General features: G+C 73.5%; 17 protein-coding genes. 10 read left to right on the top strand and 7 right to left on the bottom strand.

Annotated elements, in window-relative coordinates; genetic code table 11:
* Positions 1–101: 101 nt before the first annotated feature.
* Positions 102–521 (top strand): CBS domain-containing protein, encoded by a 420-nt coding sequence (locus tag OOK34_RS19620; RefSeq protein ID WP_267035159.1) that lies wholly within the window; start codon positions 102–104, stop codon positions 519–521.
* Between the two features lie 170 nt (positions 522–691).
* Here OOK34_RS19620 and OOK34_RS19615 read toward each other — a convergent pair whose 3' ends face one another.
* Positions 692–1,558, bottom strand: a complete 867-nt coding sequence (locus OOK34_RS19615) for an alpha/beta fold hydrolase (RefSeq protein WP_267035158.1) — start codon at positions 1,556–1,558, stop codon at positions 692–694.
* The gene (locus OOK34_RS19610; protein ID WP_267035157.1) at positions 1,555–2,265 is read right to left on the bottom strand and encodes a DUF998 domain-containing protein; all 711 of its coding nucleotides are present in this window, start codon (positions 2,263–2,265) and stop codon (positions 1,555–1,557) included. The genes OOK34_RS19615 and OOK34_RS19610 overlap by 4 nt, the downstream gene beginning before the upstream one ends.
* Before the next feature lie 307 nt (positions 2,266–2,572).
* Here OOK34_RS19610 and OOK34_RS19605 point away from each other — a divergent pair, with 307 nt between their 5' ends.
* Both OOK34_RS19605 and OOK34_RS19600 read left to right on the top strand, forming a co-directional pair.
* Positions 2,573–3,859 (top strand): DUF4352 domain-containing protein, encoded by a 1,287-nt coding sequence (locus OOK34_RS19605; RefSeq protein ID WP_267035156.1) that lies wholly within the window; start codon positions 2,573–2,575, stop codon positions 3,857–3,859.
* 81 nt (positions 3,860–3,940) lie between these two features.
* Complete coding sequence (locus OOK34_RS19600) at positions 3,941–5,695, top strand: NAD+ synthase (protein ID WP_267035155.1); 1,755 nt, start codon at positions 3,941–3,943, stop codon at positions 5,693–5,695.
* 36 nt (positions 5,696–5,731) lie between these two features.
* On the opposite strand, the gene OOK34_RS19595 is transcribed toward OOK34_RS19600, so the two are convergent.
* The gene (locus OOK34_RS19595; protein WP_267035154.1) at positions 5,732–6,760 is read right to left on the bottom strand and encodes an endonuclease/exonuclease/phosphatase family protein; all 1,029 of its coding nucleotides are present in this window, start codon (positions 6,758–6,760) and stop codon (positions 5,732–5,734) included.
* A 306-nt stretch (positions 6,761–7,066) separates the two neighbouring features.
* Between OOK34_RS19595 and panB the strand changes: the two genes are divergently transcribed.
* The 3 genes from panB (at position 7,067) to OOK34_RS19580 (ending at position 9,870) form a co-directional block, all read left to right on the top strand.
* Positions 7,067–7,927, top strand: coding sequence for a 3-methyl-2-oxobutanoate hydroxymethyltransferase (gene panB / locus OOK34_RS19590; RefSeq protein WP_267035153.1), 861 nt, complete (start codon positions 7,067–7,069; stop codon positions 7,925–7,927).
* A 90-nt stretch (positions 7,928–8,017) separates the two neighbouring features.
* The gene (locus OOK34_RS19585) at positions 8,018–9,022 is read left to right on the top strand and encodes an ATP-binding cassette domain-containing protein (RefSeq protein WP_267035152.1); all 1,005 of its coding nucleotides are present in this window, start codon (positions 8,018–8,020) and stop codon (positions 9,020–9,022) included.
* On the top strand, positions 9,019–9,870 hold the full coding sequence (locus OOK34_RS19580; RefSeq protein ID WP_267035151.1) for an ABC transporter permease: 852 nt from the start codon (positions 9,019–9,021) through the stop codon (positions 9,868–9,870). The genes OOK34_RS19585 and OOK34_RS19580 overlap by 4 nt, the downstream gene beginning before the upstream one ends.
* Positions 9,871–9,930: 60 nt before the next feature.
* Here the strand turns inward: OOK34_RS19580 and OOK34_RS19575 are convergent, their stop codons facing one another.
* The gene (locus tag OOK34_RS19575) at positions 9,931–13,635 is read right to left on the bottom strand and encodes a BTAD domain-containing putative transcriptional regulator (protein WP_267035150.1); all 3,705 of its coding nucleotides are present in this window, start codon (positions 13,633–13,635) and stop codon (positions 9,931–9,933) included.
* Positions 13,636–13,696: 61 nt separating this feature from the next.
* On the opposite strand from OOK34_RS19575, the gene OOK34_RS19570 reads away from it, so the two are divergent.
* The gene (locus tag OOK34_RS19570) at positions 13,697–14,497 is read left to right on the top strand and encodes a site-2 protease family protein (RefSeq protein ID WP_267035149.1); all 801 of its coding nucleotides are present in this window, start codon (positions 13,697–13,699) and stop codon (positions 14,495–14,497) included.
* Between the two features lie 7 nt (positions 14,498–14,504).
* Here OOK34_RS19570 and OOK34_RS19565 read toward each other — a convergent pair whose 3' ends face one another.
* Positions 14,505–14,687, bottom strand: coding sequence for a hypothetical protein (locus OOK34_RS19565; RefSeq protein ID WP_267035148.1), 183 nt, complete (start codon positions 14,685–14,687; stop codon positions 14,505–14,507).
* A gap of 134 nt (positions 14,688–14,821) precedes the next feature.
* Positions 14,822–15,526: an NADPH-dependent F420 reductase gene (gene npdG, locus OOK34_RS19560; RefSeq protein WP_267035147.1), complete on the bottom strand. Its 705-nt coding sequence runs from the start codon at positions 15,524–15,526 to the stop codon at positions 14,822–14,824.
* Between the two features lie 97 nt (positions 15,527–15,623).
* Between npdG and OOK34_RS19555 the strand changes: the two genes are divergently transcribed.
* Positions 15,624–16,256, top strand: a complete 633-nt coding sequence (locus OOK34_RS19555) for a hypothetical protein (protein ID WP_267035146.1) — start codon at positions 15,624–15,626, stop codon at positions 16,254–16,256.
* Positions 16,257–16,265: 9 nt separating this feature from the next.
* Here the strand turns inward: OOK34_RS19555 and OOK34_RS19550 are convergent, their stop codons facing one another.
* Positions 16,266–16,508, bottom strand: coding sequence for a hypothetical protein (locus tag OOK34_RS19550; protein ID WP_267035145.1), 243 nt, complete (start codon positions 16,506–16,508; stop codon positions 16,266–16,268).
* 107 nt (positions 16,509–16,615) lie between these two features.
* Here OOK34_RS19550 and map point away from each other — a divergent pair, with 107 nt between their 5' ends.
* Together map and OOK34_RS19540 are read left to right on the top strand one after the other, a co-directional pair.
* Entirely contained in the window at positions 16,616–17,473 is an 858-nt protein-coding gene (map, locus tag OOK34_RS19545) for a type I methionyl aminopeptidase (RefSeq protein WP_267035144.1), read from the top strand.
* Positions 17,474–17,612: 139 nt separating this feature from the next.
* On the top strand, positions 17,613–18,260 hold the full coding sequence (locus OOK34_RS19540) for a heme oxygenase (biliverdin-producing) (protein ID WP_267035143.1): 648 nt from the start codon (positions 17,613–17,615) through the stop codon (positions 18,258–18,260).

The raw sequence follows: 18,260 nt of genomic DNA, 5'->3' as shown, positions 1-18,260 counted from the left end.
ACGCCGGGTCGCGTACTCCGGACGGCCGAATGAGGATGGGGACGCCGAGGCGGGCGCGTTCGCGTCCGCCGCGACGGCCGCTCGTTCGGGAGGTTTACGCGATGACCACCGCCGGAGACATCATGCACCCCGGGGCCCAGTGGATTCCGGCCACCGAGACCCTGGACCGGGCCGCGCAGCTGATGGCCCGACTGAACGTGGGCGCGCTGCCCATCAGCGACAAGACCGAACGGCTCTGCGGCATCCTGACCGACCGCGACATCGTGGTGGGCTGTGTGGCCAAGGGGCACAACCCGGCGAGGGTGACGGCCGGCGACATGGCCAAGGGCACCCCGCGCTGGATCGACGCGGGCGCGGACGTCAGCCAGGTGCTGGAGGAGATGCAGAGCCACAAGATCCGCCGGCTGCCGGTGATCCGGAACAAGCGGCTCGTCGGCATGATCAGCGAGGCCGACCTGGCCAAGCACCTCTCCGAGGAACAGATAGCGGGCTGGGCGCACGAGGTCTACGCGAAGGGCTGACACCCCTCTCTAGTGCTGTGGCCGGAAAGGTTTGCCGGGTCGCGGTGTCCGGTGCGGTGCATCGCAAGGCGGAGGACCGCGTCTCGTACTGGACGTACTTGCGCGGTCCGACAACGCGGCGAGGTGCCGTGCCGGGCGCCGTGACCCGGTGAACCATTCCGGTCACAGCACTAGGGCGTGTGCAGGACCGCCCGTGCCACCTGGTGCGGGCGGTCCAGCATGACCAGGTGCCCGGACGGTTCGGCGACCTCGAAGCGGGCGCCGAGCGCGTCGGCCAGCGCCGCCTGGCGGCCGAGCCAGCGCAGGGCGGCGCCGCCCGCCGAGCCGTCGTACCCGGCGAGGACGGTCGCGGGGGCGGTCAGCGGGCGCTCCCCGCGCAGGGCGAGCAGCTCGGCGGCCATGTCGGGGTAGCGGGAGTTCTCCAGCAGGGCCCCGCGCCAGACCCGGCCCGTGCGGTAGCAGCGGCGTACGAGGTCCCGCGCGGCCGGGTCCCCGGCCCCGCCGGCACCCCCGCCGGCCCGGGAGGCCCGGACGGCGCCGCGCCGCAGTGCGGGCCCCAGCGCGGCCGGCAGCCCGGCGGCGGTGACGGCCCGGCCGAGCGCGCGGGCGGCGCCGGTGCGCAGCGCGGCGGGCAGCACCGTACGGGGGGCCTCCTCCACGCTGGAGTCGACCAGGACCAGGGCGGCGGTGCGCTCCGGGTGGAGGCGGGCGAAGGCCTCGGCGTGGAAGCCGGCGAGGGAGTGCCCGACGACGGTGACGGGTGCGCCGCCCAGGCCCAGCGCGTCCAGCAGGCCGGCGATCCGGCGGGCCTCCCCGGCGGTGCTCGGCGGCTCGGTCGCCGGGGCGCTCAGCCCGTGCCCGGGGCGGTCGAAGCGGATCACGGTGCGGCCCCGGGCCGCGAGCAGTGCGGCGACCGGGTCCCAGTCGAACCAGGCCATGGCCAGCCCGGCGCTCAGCACCACGGCGGGCCCGGCGCCCTCGACCACCACGTGCAGCGGGACCCCCTCCACCCGGACGAACCGGTCCGGGCGGCTCACGTTCGGCGCTCCTTGTGGACGGAGTGGGCCAGCAGCCCCAGCCAGAGCGCGACCAGCAGCACCTGGAGCCGCTGCCCGGCGCCGAGCGCCCAGGTCCCGCGCCCGGCGGTGAACAGGGAGATGGCCGTCAGGGTCCAGACGGTGGCGAGCAGTTCCATGACGACCAGGGCGGGGCCGTAGCGGGCGAGGGGCGCCAGCCGTCCGTAGCGCCGGGCGGCGACGGTGAGGGCCACTATCCCGAGGAGAGCTCCGGTCATGGCGAGGCTGCTGCTGACGGCGTGGGCCTGATGGGTGGCCGGGACCAGTCCGGCGGTCTCGCGGGCGGCGCACTCGGGGTCGGCGGTCGGCTGGCAGCTGAGCGGCAGCCAGGCGTCGGCGGCGGTGGCCGCGCCGAAGAGGGTGACCCCGGCCCAGCCGGCGACCGCCCAGGGGCGGCGGGATTCGGGATGGCGGACGAGGCGCGCCAGGGCGAGCAGCCCGCCGAGGAAGACGAGCAGGCCCGCGGTGAAGTCGGTGGCCCGGAAGAGGCCGCCGAGGGGCTGGTCCTGGGCGGCGAGTTCGCTGACGTAGGTCTCGATGGGGTTGAGGCCGGTGGAGAGGACGACTTCGAGCACCCATGCGGTGTAGGCGGCCGCGCCGAGGCCGACGAGGAGGGCGACGGGCCAGGTCCTGGGCCGTTCGCCCCTTTCGGGGCGGTGTGTACGCATGGGGTGAATGATCCTCAGCAGATCCGGCGTTGGCGTGCGGCGCCGCTCGCGGCGCCGCTGCTGGGGATCGCCGGGATGCGCGCCCTGGGCCGTCCGGCCGAGTCCCACACCGGGAGAACGTGTGCGCGGACGGCCGCGTTCCCCGGGCGGGTCTCCCGATTCCGGCACATCGGCCGATTTCCCGCCGCCCGTGCGGGGCCGGGGGCCAATCCGGTTGGAGGGGGCCGGAGGGCGTGGCAGGCTGCCGACATCGTCCGTACACCGCGTTCCGCGCTCCGTACGCCGCACTCCAAGGACGCCGCCAGGTATGAGCACGCCCCCGAACCCGCCCGACAGCCCTTCCGGTCCGCCGACCGAGCCCGAGGGCACGCCCATACCCGAGGCGGCGAAGACGTCGCTGGAGAAGACCCCGCGGGCGCAGGCCCCGGAGCCCGCACCCGAGCCGGCGGGACCGTCGCTCGAGAAGGCCGCCCCGCCGGCGGAGGCGCCGCCCGTGGAGGCGCCGCCCGCAGAGGCGCCGCCCGCGGAGGCGCCGCCCGCGGAGGCGCCGCCCGTGCAGGTTCCGCCCGTTGAGGCACCGCAGGCGCAGCCCGCCGGGCCGGCCGAGGAGTACAACCCCTTCGCGGCGCCCGCCCCGGACGCGCCCCCGTCGGGGTTCGCACCGGTCGCCCCCGCGCCGCCCGGCCCGGCCGCGCCGCCCGCCGGTGCCTGGGGGCAGCCCGGCCAGGCGCCGTACCCCGGCTACCCCGGCTACCCCGGCTACCCCGGCCACCCCGCTTACCCCGCCTACCCGGGGTACCCCGGCTTCCAGCCCGTGCCCGCCGCGCCCTCCAACGGGATGGCCGTCGCCTCGCTGATCCTGGGCATCGCGGCCGTCCCGGTGGCCCTCATCCCGTTCGTGTTCTGGGTCGGCGCCCTCCTCGGGCTCACCGGCCTCGGCCTCGGCATCGCCGCCCTGGTGCGCGCCCGGTCCGGCGCCCCGCGCAAGGTGATGTCCGTCGTGGGCGTCGTCCTCGGCGTGCTCAGCCTCGGCGCCACCGTCGGCGGCTGGTTCTTCACCGTCGCCCTCATCGACACGGCCGTCGAGCACTCCGTCGACCGCCGGGCCGTCGACCCGGACTGGGACGAGGAGTACGAGGACCCCGACTACTACGAGGACGACGAGGAGTACGCGGACCCGTACCCCACCCCCTCGACGGGCCCGGGCATGAGCACCCCGCTCCCCTTCGGCCGTACGTACAGCTACCCCAACGGCATCCAGGTGAGCCTCGGGGAGCCGCGGAAGTACACCACGGCCAACGAGTGGGTCGAGGTGGGCAACGCGGTGCAGGTGCCCTTCACCATCACCAACAACTCGGACAAGCCCCACCGCGTCATCCACTCGATTCCCGAGGTCCGCGACGACAAGGGCAAGGCCGGCAAGCTCGTCTTCGACGGCCGGATGCCGAAGCGGTTCGAGGGCGTGATCCAGCCGGGCGAGTCGGCCGCCGGCAGCGCCGCCTTCGAGGTCCCCGTGGGCACCAAGAGCATCAGCGCGGAGCTCTCCCCCGGCGTCCTGCTGCCCCCGGCGAAGTTCAGCGGGCCCATCGGCTGAGCCCCGTACCCGTAGGGGAATCCGTACCGGAACGGCCGGGGCCCAGGACATCGCGTCAGAAAGACGATTAGACTGGGTTCCGTGCCCCAACTTCGCCTGGCTCTGAATCAGATCGACTCGCGGGTCGGCGACATCGCCGCCAACGCCGACTCGGTCGTCCACTGGACGCGGCACTCCGCCGAGCAGGGCGCCCACCTCGTGGCGTTCCCGGAGATGACGCTGACCGGGTACCCCGTCGAGGACCTGGCCCTGCGGGCCTCCTTCGTCGACGCGTCCCGCACCGCCCTGGTCGAGCTCGCCCGGCGACTGGCGGACGAGGGGCTCGGCGGGCTTCCCGTCGTCGTCGGCTACCTCGACCGCAGCGAGCGGGCCGCCCCGCGGCTCGGCCGCCCGGCCGGCTCCCCGGAGAACGCGGCCGCCGTGCTGTACGGCGGCGAGGTCGTCCTGCGGTTCGCCAAGCACCACCTCCCCAACTACGGCGTCTTCGACGAGTTCCGCTACTTCGTGCCGGGCGACACCCAGCCGGTGGTCCGGGTGCACGGGGTCGACGTCGCGCTCGCCATCTGCGAGGACCTCTGGCAGGAGGGCGGCCGCGTCCCGGCCACCCGCTCCGCCGGGGCCGGGCTGCTGATCTCGATCAACGCCTCCCCGTACGAGCGCAACAAGGACGACGTACGTCTCGAACTGGTCCGCAAGCGCGCCCAGGAGGCCGGCTGCACCCTCGCCTACGTGGCGATGATCGGCGGCCAGGACGAGCTGGTCTTCGACGGCGACTCGATCGTCGTCGACGCCGACGGCGAGGTCATCGTCCGCGCCCCGCAGTTCTCCGAGGGCTGCGTCCTGGTGGACCTGGACCTCCCGGCCGCGCCGGCCGACGCCCCCGGGGGCGTGGTCGACGACGGCTTGCGCATCGACCGCGTGATCCTCTCCGAGGAGCCGGTGGAGGCGTACGAGCCGGTCGTGACCGGCGGCTACGCCGACCGCCTGGACGACGACGAGGAGGTCTACGACGCGCTGGTGGTGGGCCTGCGCGCGTACGTCAGGAAGAACGGCTTCCGCTCGGTCCTGATCGGGCTCTCCGGCGGCATCGACTCCGCGCTCGTCGCGGCCATCGCCTGCGACGCGATCGGCGCGCAGAACGTGTACGGCATCGCCATGCCCTCGAAGTACTCCTCGGAGCACTCCAAGGGCGACGCCGCCGATCTGGCCGTACGGACCGGGCTGAACCTCCGGACCGTCCCGATCGAGCCGATGTTCGACGCCTACATGGGGGCGCTGGGCCTGACCGGCCTGGCCGAGGAGAACCTCCAGTCCCGGCTGCGCGGCACCATGCTGATGGCGGTCTCCAACCAGGAGGGCCACATCGTGCTGGCCCCGGGCAACAAGTCCGAGCTGGCCGTCGGCTACTCCACGCTCTACGGGGATTCCGTCGGCGCCTACGGTCCGATCAAGGACCTCTACAAGAGCGACGTCTTCCGGCTCGCCCGGTACCGCAACCGGGCGGCGGCCGAGCGGGGCGAGACCCCGCCCATCCCGGAGAACTCGATCGTCAAGCCGCCGAGCGCCGAGCTGCGCCCGGACCAGGTGGACACGGACTCGCTGCCGGACTATCCGGTGCTCGACGCGATCCTGGACCTGTACGTGGACCGGGACCAGGGCCTGGAGGCGATCGTCGCGGCCGGCTTCGACCGGGAGCTGGTCGTCAGGACCCTGCGGATGGTGGACACGGCGGAGTACAAGCGCCGCCAGTACCCGCCGGGCACCAAGATCTCCGCGAAGGGCTTCGGCAAGGACCGCCGCCTGCCGATCACCAACGGCTGGCGCGAGCAGGCGTAGGGTCCCCCGCCCGCGCCGCCCGCGCCGGCCCGGCGGCTACTTCCGTACGGTCACCCGGGCGGCGACCGGGAGGTGGTCGCTGCCCGTGCGCGGCAGGGTCCAGGAGGCCTCCGGCTTCACCCCGCGGACCATGATCTGGTCGATCCGGGCCATCGGGAACTGCGCGGGCCAGCTGAAGCCGAAGCCGTCGCCGGCCGCGCCCTGGGTGGAGCGCATCTGCGAGGTGACCTCGGACAGGGCGCGGTCGTTCATGGTGCCGTTGAGGTCGCCGAGCAGGATGACGTTCTTCAGCGGTTCGGAGGCGAGGGCCGCGCCGAGCGCGTCGGCGCTGTTGTCGCGCTGGTTGGCGGTGAAACCGGCGTTGAGCTTGACGCGGACCGAGGGCAGGTGGGCGACGTAGACGCCGATCTCGCCGAAGGGGCCGGCGACGGTGGTGCGCATGGCCCGGGTCCAGCCCAGCCGGATGTCGACGGGCTTGCTGGAGGTCAGCGGGTACTTGCTCCACACGCCGACCGTGCCCTCGACCGCGTGGTACTTGTACACGCCGTCGAGGGCCTTCTCGTAGACGGGGACGGCGCTCGCCTTGAGCTCGGTCAGGGCCAGCACGTCGGCCCCGGACTTGGCGACCGCCTCGGCGGTGCCGCGCGGGTCGGGGTTGTCGGCGTCGACGTTGTGGGTGGCGACCATCAGGTTGCCGCCGGGGCCCGACTTGTCGTTGACCAGGCCGCCGAAGAGGTTCACCCACACCGCGGCGGTCAGCAGTATCGAGATCAGGGCGGTGGCCGACTTGCGGATCACGGCGATGACCAGCAGGACCGGCACGACCACGACCAGCCAGGGCAGGAAGGTCTCGGTCAGGCTGCCGAGGTTGCCCACGTCGTTGGGCAGCTCGGCGTGGAAGATCATCACCAGGGAGATCAGCGCGGCCACGCCGGCCGTCACGAGGCCGCGCTTCCAGATGCCGCGGTCGCGGCCCAGCTCGGCCAGCCGACGCTTCAGGCCGGATCGGGAGGGCCCGGGCTCTGAGCCGCCGTTCCCCGTCTCCGTCATGTACGCCTGTGCCATGCCATGTCCTCGCTGCCGTGCTCGCGCTCCGTCCCCGCCCCTTGACCCTAGGCGATGTACGAAGTCTTCCGTGCCGTCCTCGCGGCCGTACGACCAGGAGGACGAACGGCCGTGCGGCAAGGGTTCCGCTTGTCACGAAACGCGCACATTGGCTCCTGCGCGCCTGGAGGCGGGCCAGGAGTGTGACGTAGCGGTCAGCGCGTCGCGCCCGCCCCACTTCCGCCCCGGGCGCAGGGAGTGCCACCATGGTGGGTGAGTCCGGGGACGCCGTGAGGGCGCCTCGAGATGACACAAGGAGCAGTTGCAATGACGCATGCCGTTTCGCCTGCCCGCGAAGCCGCCTCCCCCACCCTGTACGGAGGCACGGGCAACCGGCGGATCACCGTCCGCGACCTCACCCTCGCCAAGGAGCGCGGCGAGAAGTGGCCCATGCTCACCGCCTACGACGCCATGACGGCGTCCGTGTTCGACGAGGCCGGCATCCCGGTCATGCTCGTCGGTGACTCGATGGGCAACTGCCACCTCGGCTACGAGACCACCGTCCCCGTGACGATGGACGAGATGACCCTGCTGTCGGCGGCCGTCGTACGGGGCACCAGCCGGGCCCTGATCATCGGCGACCTGCCGTTCGGCTCCTACCAGGAAGGCGCCGTGCAGGCGCTGCGCAGCGCGACCCGGCTGGTGAAGGAGGCCGGGGTCGGGGCGGTCAAGCTGGAGGGCGGCGAGCGTTCGCTGCGCCAGACCGAGCTGATCGTGCAGTCCGGCATCCCGGTCATGTCCCACCTGGGCCTGACCCCGCAGTCCGTGAACGCCATGGGCTACCGGGTGCAGGGCCGCACCGACGAGGCCGCGCACCAGCTGCTGCGCGACGCGAAGGCGGCGCAGGACGCGGGCGCCTTCGCGGTGGTCCTGGAGCTGGTCCCGGCCGAGCTGGCCGCCGAGGTCACCCGGTCCCTGCACATCCCGACGGTCGGCATCGGCGCGGGCTCGGAGTGCGACGCGCAGGTGCTGGTGTGGACCGACATGATGGGCCTGACCGGCGGGAAGATGCCGCGGTTCGTGAAGCAGTACGCGAACCTGCGCCAGACCATGGGTGACGCGGCGAAGGCCTTCGCCGAGGACGTGGTCGGCGGATCGTTCCCGCAGCCGGAGCACGCCTTCCACTAGTCCCTGCGGCGACGCCGCCGACAGCCCGTCGACCGTTTGTCGGCGGGCTGTCGGTCGGCTGTCGGAGCTTTGTCAGTGGCGCCTGGTCCCATGGTGGACATGACGCGAAACGACAAGAACGCCCACGCCGTGGAAGTGCGGGGGCTGGTCAAGCACTACGGCGAGACCAAAGCCCTGGACGGGGTCGACCTGGACGTCCGCGAGGGCACCGTGCTCGGTGTCCTCGGTCCGAACGGCGCCGGCAAGACCACCCTGGTCCGCTGCCTGTCCACCCTGATCGTCCCCGACGCCGGCACCGCGCGGGTCGCCGGCTTCGACGTGGTCCGCCAGCCCCGGCAGCTGCGCCGCACCATCGGCCTGACCGGCCAGTACGCCTCGGTCGACGAGAAGCTCTCCGGCTGGGAGAACCTCTACATGATCGGCCGGCTGCTGGACCTGTCCCGCAAGGACTCCCGGACCCGCGCGGACGAGATGCTGGAGCGGTTCTCCCTGACGGAGGCCTCCAAGAAGGCCGCGATGTACTACTCCGGCGGTATGCGCCGCCGGCTCGACCTGGCCGCCTCGCTGATCGGCAACCCGGCCGTCCTCTACCTGGACGAGCCGACCACCGGCCTGGACCCCCGTACCCGCAACGAGGTGTGGGACGAGGTGCAGCGGCTGGTCGCCGAGGGCGCCACGGTGCTGCTCACCACCCAGTACATGGAAGAGGCCGAGCAGCTCGCGAGCGAGCTGACGGTCATCGACCGCGGCAAGGTCATCGCCAACGGCAAGGTCGACGAGCTGAAGGCCCGCGTCGGCGGCCGCACCCTGCGGATCCGGCCGGTGGACCCCTCGGACCTGCCGGGCATGGCCCGTTCGCTGGCCGAGGCCGGTCTGGACGGGGTGGCCGGCTCGCAGGCCGTGCCCGACGAGGGGGCGCTGCTGGTGCCGATCCTGAGCGACGAGCAGCTGACCGCCGTCGTCGGCCTGCTGGCCGCCCGCGGGTACGCGATCGCCGACCTCGGCACCTACCTGCCCAGCCTGGACGAGGTGTTCCTGTCCATCACGGGCGAGAAGCCCGCCATCACCGAGATCCCCGAGGAGGTCGCGGCATGAGCTCCGTAACCACGACGAAGCCCGCCACCACCGCGGCCGCCCCGGCGGTGGCCGGGACACCGGCCGGCGAGGGCCGGATCGGCCTGCGGGCCAACCTGCGCCACATCGGCGCGCTGGTCCGCCGCAACGCCCTGCAGATCAAGCAGGACCCCGAGTCGATGTTCGACGTCCTGATCATGCCGATCATCTTCACGCTGCTGTTCGTGTTCGTCTTCGGCGGCGCGATCTCCGGCAAGGGCAACCAGGGCCAGTACGTCAACTACGTGGTCCCGGGCCTGATGGCGATGATGGGCATGAACATCGCGATGGGCGTCGGCACCGGCGTCAACGACGACTTCAAGAAGGGCGTGATGGACCGCTTCCGGTCCATGCCGATCGCCCGGTCCTCGGTGCTCATCGCCAAGATCGTGGTCGAGCTCGGCCGGATGATGGTCGCCATAGCGATCCTGCTCGGCATGGGCTTCATCCTCGGCCTGTCGATCAAGAGCTCGGTCCTGGACCTGTTCCTCGCCATCGGTCTGTCGGCGGTCTTCGGCGCCTCACTGATGTGGATCTTCATCCTGCTCGGTCTCACCCTGAAGACCGCCCAGGCGGTCCAGGGCATGGCGATGATCGTCCTGATGCCGCTGCAGTTCGGCAGCTCGATCTTCGCGCCGCCGACGACGATGCCCGGCTGGCTGCAGAGCTTCACCGACTACAACCCGCTGTCCAACCTGGCCGACGCGGCCCGCGCCCTGATCAACGACACCCCGCTCGGCAACTCGGTGTGGATCACCCTGGCCTGGTCGGTCGCCATCACGGCGGTCACCATGCCGATCGCGGTCCGCAAGTTCCGCCAGAAGACCTGATCCGGGAAGTCGGTCCGCTCCGGATCGCGTCCCGGGACGGGCTCCTGACGGGGGGCCGGATCAGATGAGGGCGGTGGCCTCCTCCATGGTGAGGCCGCCGCCTTCGGCGTACGCCGCCTCGTACGCGGTGTCGCCCAGCTCGGCCCGCGCCCGTTCCTCGGCGAGGGCGGCGTCCTCGCGTTCCGTGCTGACCGGGAAGTGCTCCGGCGGCAGGTGGGCCCGGTAGGCGCCGATCAGCCGCGCGGCCTCGTACGCCCGCTCCGGGCCGCCGAGGCCGGCCAGGGCCACCGCGGCCGTCAGCAGGTACAGGGCGGGCAGGTACGGGGCGACCATCAGCGCGAGCGGGTGCCGGACGGCCTCCGCGGCCTCCCGGGCCAGCAGCAGGGCGTTCTCGTGCTTGCCCTCCAGATTGTCCAGCCAGGCCGTCGAGGCGAGCAGGAGCACGTCGAAGACGGCGAAGGCGCCGAGGGCGAACTCCTCGCGCAGCACGTGGACCTGGGCGCGGGCTTCGGGGATCCGGCCGGTGCGGCCGAGGATGCCGGTGAGGAACATCCGGGCGGCGGGCCCGGCCTCGTTGCCGAACTGCTGCACGGTGGCGAGGATTTCCCTGAGGATCCGCTCGGCCTCCTCGATCCGGCCGTTCTCCACGAGGCAGCCGGCCATCCGCACGCGCAGCACCGTCACCTGTGCCTTGGCGCCGAGGCGTTCGGCGTACTCGATCGCCTCGCGGTAGTCCTGGGCGGAGAGGGCGTAGTCCCCTTGCTTCTCCCGGGCTTCGGCGCGGGCCGACAGGGCTTCGGCGCAGCCCCAGTCGTCGCCGAGTTCGCGGAAGAGGGCCAGGCTCTCGTCGGCGTCGCGGGAGGCGTCGCCGGCCCAGTCGGCGCGGTTGGCGAGGATGTTGGCCCGCAGCTGGAGGGCGGAGCCGAGCTCCCAGCGGTAGCCGAGTTCGCGGGCGGTGTCGACGGTCGCGTCCACGACCCGCTTGAGCAGGCCCGCGTCCCCCGCGATCATGACGGCGTAGATCCACAGGGAGGCCGGTGCCCGGCAGGTCTGCGGGAGCCCGGGCCGGTACGTGGCGAGCACGCCCTCGACCCGGGCGCGGACCTCGGGGGTGTCCCAGTCGGTGTTGGTCTGGTCCCGGGCGGCCAGCCGGACCAGGTGCAGGGCGCGCCAGCCCTCGGCGAGGACCTCCCCGGAGTACGGCGGCGGCGTGTCGATGAGCCGCTCGTACACGGGCTCGGCGGGGACGTAGGGCGGGGTGAAGGGGTCGGGGCCGAGCTCGGCGGCCGCCTCGGACCAGTGCCGGGACTCGGCGCGCAGGTCGTGCATGTGCCAGTACCAGCCGAGCGAGTGGACGAGGCACAGCACTTCGCCGACGTCGCGGGTGGCGACGGCCCGGCGCAGGGCGGTACGCAGGTTCTCGTGCTCGGTGGCGAGCCGGTCGGCGGCGGCGCGCTGGCCGTGGCCGCGGAGCAGGGGTTCGGCGGTGCGGGCGAGTTCGCGGTAGTGGACGAGGTGGCGGTGCCCGGTGTCCTCGCGGTCCGCGCCGGCCTCGGCGAGGCGCTCGGCGGCGTACTCGCCGACGGTCTCCAAGAGGCGGTAGCGCATGTCGCCGGCGGGGCCGGGCGCGGCCACGACGAGGGACTTGTCGACCAGGGCCGCCATGGCGTCGGCGACGTCGAGGCCGCCCGCGCCGCAGACGGCTTCGGCGGCGTCCAGGTCGCAGCCGCCGGCGAAGACCGACAGCCGCCGCAGTACGGCCCGTTCGGGCTCGTCGAGCAGGTCCCAGGACCAGTCGACCACCGCGCGCAGCGTCTGCTGGCGGGGCAGGACGGTACGGGCGCCGCCGGTCAGGAGGCGGAAGCGGTCGTCGAGGCGGTCGGCGATCTGGCGCGGGGTGAGCAGCCTGAGGCGGGCGGCGGCCAGCTCGATGGCGAGCGGCAGACCGTCCAGGCGGCGGCAGATCTCGGCGGCGGCGGCCGGATCGGCCGCGACGCTGAAGCCGGGCCGCGCGGCGGCGCCCCGGTCGCCGAGGAGCCGCAGCGCGACGGGGTCCGGCAGGGGCTCGACGGGGCGCAGGAACTCGCCGGGCACGCCGAGGGGTTCGCGGCTGGTGGCCAGGATCTGCACGCCGGGGCAGTGGGTGAGGAGGCGTTCGGCGAGTTCGGCGGCGGCGCCGATGACGTGCTCGCAGTTGTCCAGGAGCAGCAGGATCCGGCGGCGGGAGCAGTGCTCGGCGAGCCGGTCGAGGGGGTTGTCCCCGGCCCGCTCGGTCAGCGCGCGCAGCTCCTCGGCGGCGGCGCCGCGCAGCTTGGTCTCGCGGGCCCCGAGTGCGGCGAGGGCCGCCTCGGCGACGTCCTCCGGATCGTCGACGGGCGCCAGCTCCACGAGCCACACCCCGTCGGGCCAGCCGTCGCCCGTGGCGTGCGCGTGGGTCTCGGCGGCCTCCTGCGAGAGCCGCGTCTTCCCGGCGCCGCCGGGCCCGAGCAGGGTCACGAGCCGGGCCCGGGCGAGGTCGTCGCCGATGACGCGGATGTCCTCCTCCCGCCCGACGAAGGTGGTGAGCCGCGCCCGCAGATTCCCGACCGGGGCGACAGCCGCCCGCCCGGCGGGGGCGGGGGCCGGAGCCTGGGTGGCGGGCCGGGTGCCCGGGGCAGCAACGCCCGGGGCGGGGTCGGCCGAAAGGCGGCCCGCCGCCCCCTCGGGCACGCCCGGGGCCGGAGCCGCCGGGGCGGCGCGCCAGGGGCCGGCGGCACGCGAGCCGGCGACGTCGGCCGGATACCGCCCGCCGGCATCCTCGGGCCCGGCCCCGACCGGGGCGACGGCCGCCCGCCCGGCGGGGGCGGGGGCCGCCCCCTGGGGCCCGGGCCCGGCCTGGGCGGCGGGCCCGGCGCCCGGGGCGGGGGCCTCCGGGGCGGCGGGCCAGGTGCCCGGGGCGCCAACGCCCGGGGCGGGGTCGGCCGAAAGGCGGCCCGCCGCCCCCTCGGGCACGCCCGGGGCGGGGGCCGGGGCTGCGGGCCCGACCGGGGTGGGCGTGCCGGGACCGGGCGGGGTGGGTGGGGAGAGGAGTTCGGTGTGCAGGGCGCGTAGGGCCGGGCCGGGGTCCGTGCCGAGGCGGGTCGCGAGGTCCCGGCGGACGGTCTCGTAGGCGGCCAGCGCCTCCGCCGGGCGGCCCACCGCACGCAGGGCCCGGATCCGCAGCACCTGCAAGGGCTCGTCCAGGGGCTGCCGCGCGCACAGCTCCGACAGCTCCGGCAGGGCCCGTTCCGCTTCGCCCAGGGCCAGGGCCGCGCCCAGACGGCCCCGGCGCGCGTCCATCCGTACGGCCTCCCAACGCGCGGACTCGGCCGCCGGATCGGGGAGGGAGGCCAGCGCCGGGCCCCGCCACAGCGCGAGCCCCTCGTCGTACAGGGCCGCCGCCCGGGCGGGCTCCGTGGCGGCCGCGGCGGCGCGCACGAGCCGCTCGAAGCGGTACAGGTCCACGTCCTCCCGCTCCGCCTCCAGCAGGTACCCGCCCTCCGCGGAGCGCACGGCCGCGTGCCCCAGCACCCGCCGCAGCCGCCCCACCAGCGCCTGGAGCGCGGCGAGCGCATCGGCCGGCGGGTCGGCGTCCCACACCTCGGCGACCAGCAGCGCCACCGGTACGGCGCGCCCCGGCCGCAGCGCGAGCGCGGTCAGCAGCGCCCGAAGGCGCGCTCCGCCGACGGCGACGGTGCTCCCGTCGTCGCGGATGGCCTGGGCGGTCCCGAGAATCGCGTAGCGCACCGGCCCATTGTCCCCGCCCCCACGGCCCCACCGGTCCTCGGCCCGGGATAGGTTTCGCCGCATGGGTCATCAGGGCGGCCGCGGCGAGCGGCAGATCAGTTCCGTGTTCCTCGGCATCGTCGCCGTCATGGCGGTGACCGGCTGGGCGGTGTGGACGGGGTACGCGGCGAGCCCGGGGCTGGCGGTGTTCCTCTTCGTCACGGCGGCGTGGGTGGTCTCCCTGTGCCTGCACGAGTACGCGCACGCCCGCACCGCCCTGCACGGCGGCGACATCACGGTCGGCGCCAAGGGCTACCTCACCCTGAACCCGCTGAAGTACACGCACCCGCTGCTGAGCATCGTCCTGCCGGTGATCTTCGTGATCCTGGGCGGGCTGGGCCTGCCCGGCGGGGCCGTGTACATCGAGCGCGACCGGATCCGGGGCCGCTGGAAGCACAGCCTCGTCTCGGCGGCGGGCCCGCTGACCAACGTGGCCTTCGCGGTCGTGTGCACAGCGCCGTTCTGGCTGGACGCCCTCGACGGGGTCCCCTTCGCCTTCCGCTTCGCGCTGGCCTTCCTCGCGCTGCTCCAGGTCTCGGCGGCGATCCTGAACTTCCTGCCGGTCCCGGGCCTGGACGGCTACGGGGTCATCGAGCCCTGGCTCTCCCACCGGGTCCGCCGCGAGCTGGCACCGCTGGCGCCGTTCGCCCTGATCGGGGTGTTCGCGCTGCTGTGGATCCCGGAGGTGAACGCGTTCTTCTTCGACGTGGTGCGCGGCATCCTGCGCGCGCTCGGCGTCTCGGACCTGGAGACGTACTGCGGCCGCGACCTCTACCGCTTCTGGCAGGACTCGGACGGCTTCTGCACCGACACCCGGAACTAGCGGCGGGCTACGCGGCCTTCCGCGCCTTCTCGGCCTTGGCCTTGCGTACGTAGAACCAGGCCATGTTGGACGTCACGCCGGCCAGCAGCACCCACACGATCCCGAGGAAGCTGCCCTCCACGAAGGCGACCACGGCCGCGGCCACGGCGAGGGCGCAGACGACAACGGCGAACACGGCAAGGCGGGGCATCCGGAACAGCTCCTCGGGAACACACGACGGGGTTGAGCCCCTCCAGTGTCCCCCATCCCGCCCGGACCCCGCCGCCGGCGCGGGGTCCGGGCGGGGCGGGGTCCGGGCGGGACTGGGTCCGGGCGGGGTGGGGATCAGACGTCGGTGAGGCGCAGGCCGGCGTGGGCCTTGTAGCGGCGGTTGGTGGAGATGAGGTTGGCGACCATCGCCTCGACCTGGTGGGCGTTGCGCAGCCGGCCCGAGAAGACTCCGCGCATGCCGGGGATGCGGGCCGCGAGGGCCTGGACGAGGTCGGTGTCGGCGCGGGACTCGCCGAGCACCATCACGTCGGTGTCGATCTCCTCGACGGAGGTGTCCTGGAGGAGGACCGCCGAGAGGTGGTGGAAGGCGGCGGTGACCCGGGAGTCCGGGAGCAGGGCGGCGGCCTGCTGGGCGGCGCTGCCCTCCTCGACCTGGAGGGCGTAGGCGCCCTGCTTGTCGAAGCCGAGGGGGTTCACGCAGTCCACGACGAGCTTGCCGGCGAGGTCCTCGCGCAGGGCTTCGAGGGTCTTGGCGTGGCCCTCCCACGGCACCGCGATGATCACGATGTCGCTGCGGCGGGCGCATTCGGCGTTGTCGGCGCCCTCGACGCCGAGGCCGAGCTCCTCGGCGGCGGTGTGCGCGCGGTCGGCGGCGCGGGAGCCGATGATCACCTTCTGGCCCGCCCGGGCGAGCCGGTAGGCGAGGCCGCGGCCCTGGTCGCCGGTGCCGCCGAGGACGCCGACGACGAGGCCGGAGACGTCCGGGAGGTCCCAGGGGTCCTTGGCCGGCGGCTTCTGCGTGCTGTCTGAGGAAGTCATGGGGGCGAGGGTACTGCCGAGTAGCCGATACGAGGAGAGCCGCGTGGGGGCGGCGGGCTTCACCCACGGGGTCCCGTCGATGGTGCAGGATGCCGCCATGGATGCCGTGAGGGTGGCGCTGCTGCGCGAGGTGCTCGCCGGGACGCAGTGGCCGGGTGACGCCCGGCGCTTCGCCGGCTCGCTGCGGCGGTCCGTGTCGCCCTGCGGCGGCGGGCTGCTGCTGGTGGGGACCGAGCAGTACGAGCCCTGGCACCTGGCGGCGCACCTGGTGGACGAGGCCGCCTGGTCGGGTCTGCCGGAGCTGGCGCCGACGCTCGTACGCCACCACGTGCTGCCGGACGAGCCGCCGCACCTGTCGGTGGGGCTGAGCCGGCTGGAGGCGGCCCGGCGCGGTCACACGGTGCTGGTGGTGGCTCCGCGGCGGCCCGGCGAGGGGCTGCTGGAGCGGGTGCACGACGCCCGGCGCGCGGGGGCGACCGTACTGTCTCTGGACGGCGGGGACCCGGATCTGGGCACCCTCGCCCACGACGCGCTGTCGGTGCCGGCCGCCACCGCCATGGGGGCACCTCCCAGCGGTAGCTGGGGGATGGACCTGGACACCGTGCAGCACCTGGTCAGCGCGGCGGCCGGGGAGAACGGCCCGCCGGTGCGGCGGGGCCCCCGGCGGCTGCGCGACCGGCTGGCGCGGCTGGCCGACCAGCTGACCGCACCGCCGCCCAGCCGCTGGTAGCGGACGGGGTCAGGGGGTGGCGCTGCCGCCTTCCCCTTCCTCGCGGGTCTTGTCGTTCCACTTGGGGTCGTTCTGCCATTCGAGGTTGCGTTCCTGCGCCGTCTCCATGGCGTGGGAGGCCTCCTCGCGGGTCGTGTAGGGGCCGAAGCGGTCCTTGGCCGGGCACTCGGGGCCTTCCTCGACCTTCTTGTGGACCAGGCAGTAGTACCACTCGCCCGGTTTCCCCACCTGGCGCTTCTTGAACAGGGCCATCGTCTTCGGGCTCCTCTCGACACCGGTTCCCGGTACCGCCTTCGATACCGTTCGATACCGCTCCTCGTCGCCATGCTGCCCCATCGCCGCTGGTTACACTCGCTTGCATGTCTGGCCAGTCGCTGCTCGTTCCAGGCGAGCTCTCTCCCGTCCGTTCCGTTCCCGGAAACATCCGCCGGCCCGAGTACGTGGGCAAGCCCGCGCCCACTCCGTACACCGGTCCGGAGGTGCAGTCGGCCGAGACCATCGATGCCATGCGCATCGCCGGCCGGATCGCCGCCCGGGCGATGGAGGAGGCCGCGAAGCACATCGCCCCGGGGGTGACCACCGACGAGCTGGACCGGGTCGCGCACGAGTACATGTGCGACCACGGCGCCTACCCCTCGACGCTCGGCTACCGGGGGTTCCCGAAGTCCCTGTGCTCCTCGCTCAACGAGGTCATCTGCCACGGGATCCCGGACTCGACCGTCCTGCGGGACGGCGACATCGTGAACCTCGACGTGACCGCGTACATCGGCGGGGTGCACGGCGACAACAACGCCACCTACCTGTGCGGCGAGGTGGACGAGGAGTCGCGGCTGCTGGTGGAGCGCACCCGCGAGGCCCTGAACCGCGCCATCAAGGCGGTCAAGCCCGGCCGCCAGATCAACGTCATCGGCCGGGTCATCGAGTCGTACGCGAAGCGGTTCGGGTACGGGGTGGTCCGGGACTTCACCGGGCACGGGATCAACTCCTCGTTCCACTCGGGCCTGATCGTCCCGCACTACGACAGCCCGCACGCCACCACCGTCATCGAGCCCGGCATGACCTTCACCATCGAGCCGATGCTGACGCTGGGCACCCACGAGTACGACATGTGGGAGGACGGCTGGACGGTCGTCACGAAGGACCGCAAGCGCACGGCGCAGTTCGAGCACACCCTGGTGGTGACGGACACGGGGACGGAGATCCTCACCCTGCCGTAGGCGTGACGGCCCCGGATCGGGGGGATGTATTTACCGACAGCGCGTCGGGAACACATTGACTTAGGTAAGCCTAAGTAGGAAGATCGGGCGTGGCGGCGCCGTGTCGCCGGGCCCGGTTCCTCTCCTCCGGAGGTCAGTCTTGGACGCCTTCTCCACGGTCATCCGTGTCGCCTCGCACGAGCAGCACACCGAAGCCGAGACCTCCACGTTCATGAGCGACCTGCTCGGCGGGCGGCTGGGCGTGGACGCGTACACCCGCTACACCGAGCAGCTCTGGTTCGTGTACCGGGCACTGGAGGACGGGGCCGACTCCCTCCGGGACGACCCGGTGGCGGGGCCCTTCATACAGCCCGAGCTGATGCGGGTCGCCGAGATCGAGCGCGACCTGGCACACCTGCTCGGCCCCGGCTGGCGCGACGCGGTCCGGGCGCTGCCCGCGACCGAGGCGTACGCCGCCCGGGTCGCCGAGTGCGCCGCCACCTGGCCGGGCGGGTACGTCGCCCACCACTACACCCGCTACCTGGGCGACCTCTCCGGAGGCCAGATCATCCGGGACAAGGCGGAGCGCACCTGGGGCTTCGAGCGCAAGGGCGACGGCGTGCGGTTCTACGTCTTCGCGGACATCTCCAACCCGGCCGCCTTCAAGCGCGGCTACCGGGAGCTGCTGGACGCGATCGCCGCGGACGACCTGGAGAAGCAGCGCATCATCGACGAGTGCAAGCGGGCCTTCGACTTCAACGGCGCGGTCTTCCGCGAGCTGGGCGAGGAGTTCCCGCTGAGCGCGTAG

Source organism: Streptomyces sp. NBC_00091 (assembly GCF_026343185.1).
Lineage (GTDB): Bacteria > Actinomycetota > Actinomycetes > Streptomycetales > Streptomycetaceae > Streptomyces.
This window is presented reverse-complemented; position numbering and strand designations above follow the sequence as displayed.

What these genes read in the sequence shown, in the direction of transcription:
- OOK34_RS19620 (WP_267035159.1), top strand. Translation starts at nt 102, where the DNA reads ATGACCACCGCCGGAGACATCATGCACCCCGGGGCCCAGTGGATTCCG.
- map (WP_267035144.1), top strand. Translation starts at nt 16,616, where the DNA reads ATGTCTGGCCAGTCGCTGCTCGTTCCAGGCGAGCTCTCTCCCGTCCGT.
- OOK34_RS19580 (WP_267035151.1), top strand. Translation starts at nt 9,019, where the DNA reads ATGAGCTCCGTAACCACGACGAAGCCCGCCACCACCGCGGCCGCCCCG.
- OOK34_RS19605 (WP_267035156.1), top strand. Translation starts at nt 2,573, where the DNA reads ATGAGCACGCCCCCGAACCCGCCCGACAGCCCTTCCGGTCCGCCGACC.
- npdG (WP_267035147.1), bottom strand. Translation starts at nt 15,526, where the DNA reads ATGACTTCCTCAGACAGCACGCAGAAGCCGCCGGCCAAGGACCCCTGG.
- OOK34_RS19565 (WP_267035148.1), bottom strand. Translation starts at nt 14,687, where the DNA reads ATGCCCCGCCTTGCCGTGTTCGCCGTTGTCGTCTGCGCCCTCGCCGTG.
- OOK34_RS19550 (WP_267035145.1), bottom strand. Translation starts at nt 16,508, where the DNA reads ATGGCCCTGTTCAAGAAGCGCCAGGTGGGGAAACCGGGCGAGTGGTAC.
- OOK34_RS19610 (WP_267035157.1), bottom strand. Translation starts at nt 2,265, where the DNA reads ATGCGTACACACCGCCCCGAAAGGGGCGAACGGCCCAGGACCTGGCCC.
- OOK34_RS19555 (WP_267035146.1), top strand. Translation starts at nt 15,624, where the DNA reads ATGGATGCCGTGAGGGTGGCGCTGCTGCGCGAGGTGCTCGCCGGGACG.
- OOK34_RS19585 (WP_267035152.1), top strand. Translation starts at nt 8,018, where the DNA reads ATGGTGGACATGACGCGAAACGACAAGAACGCCCACGCCGTGGAAGTG.
- OOK34_RS19595 (WP_267035154.1), bottom strand. Translation starts at nt 6,760, where the DNA reads ATGGCACAGGCGTACATGACGGAGACGGGGAACGGCGGCTCAGAGCCC.
- panB (WP_267035153.1), top strand. Translation starts at nt 7,067, where the DNA reads ATGACGCATGCCGTTTCGCCTGCCCGCGAAGCCGCCTCCCCCACCCTG.
- OOK34_RS19570 (WP_267035149.1), top strand. Translation starts at nt 13,697, where the DNA reads ATGGGTCATCAGGGCGGCCGCGGCGAGCGGCAGATCAGTTCCGTGTTC.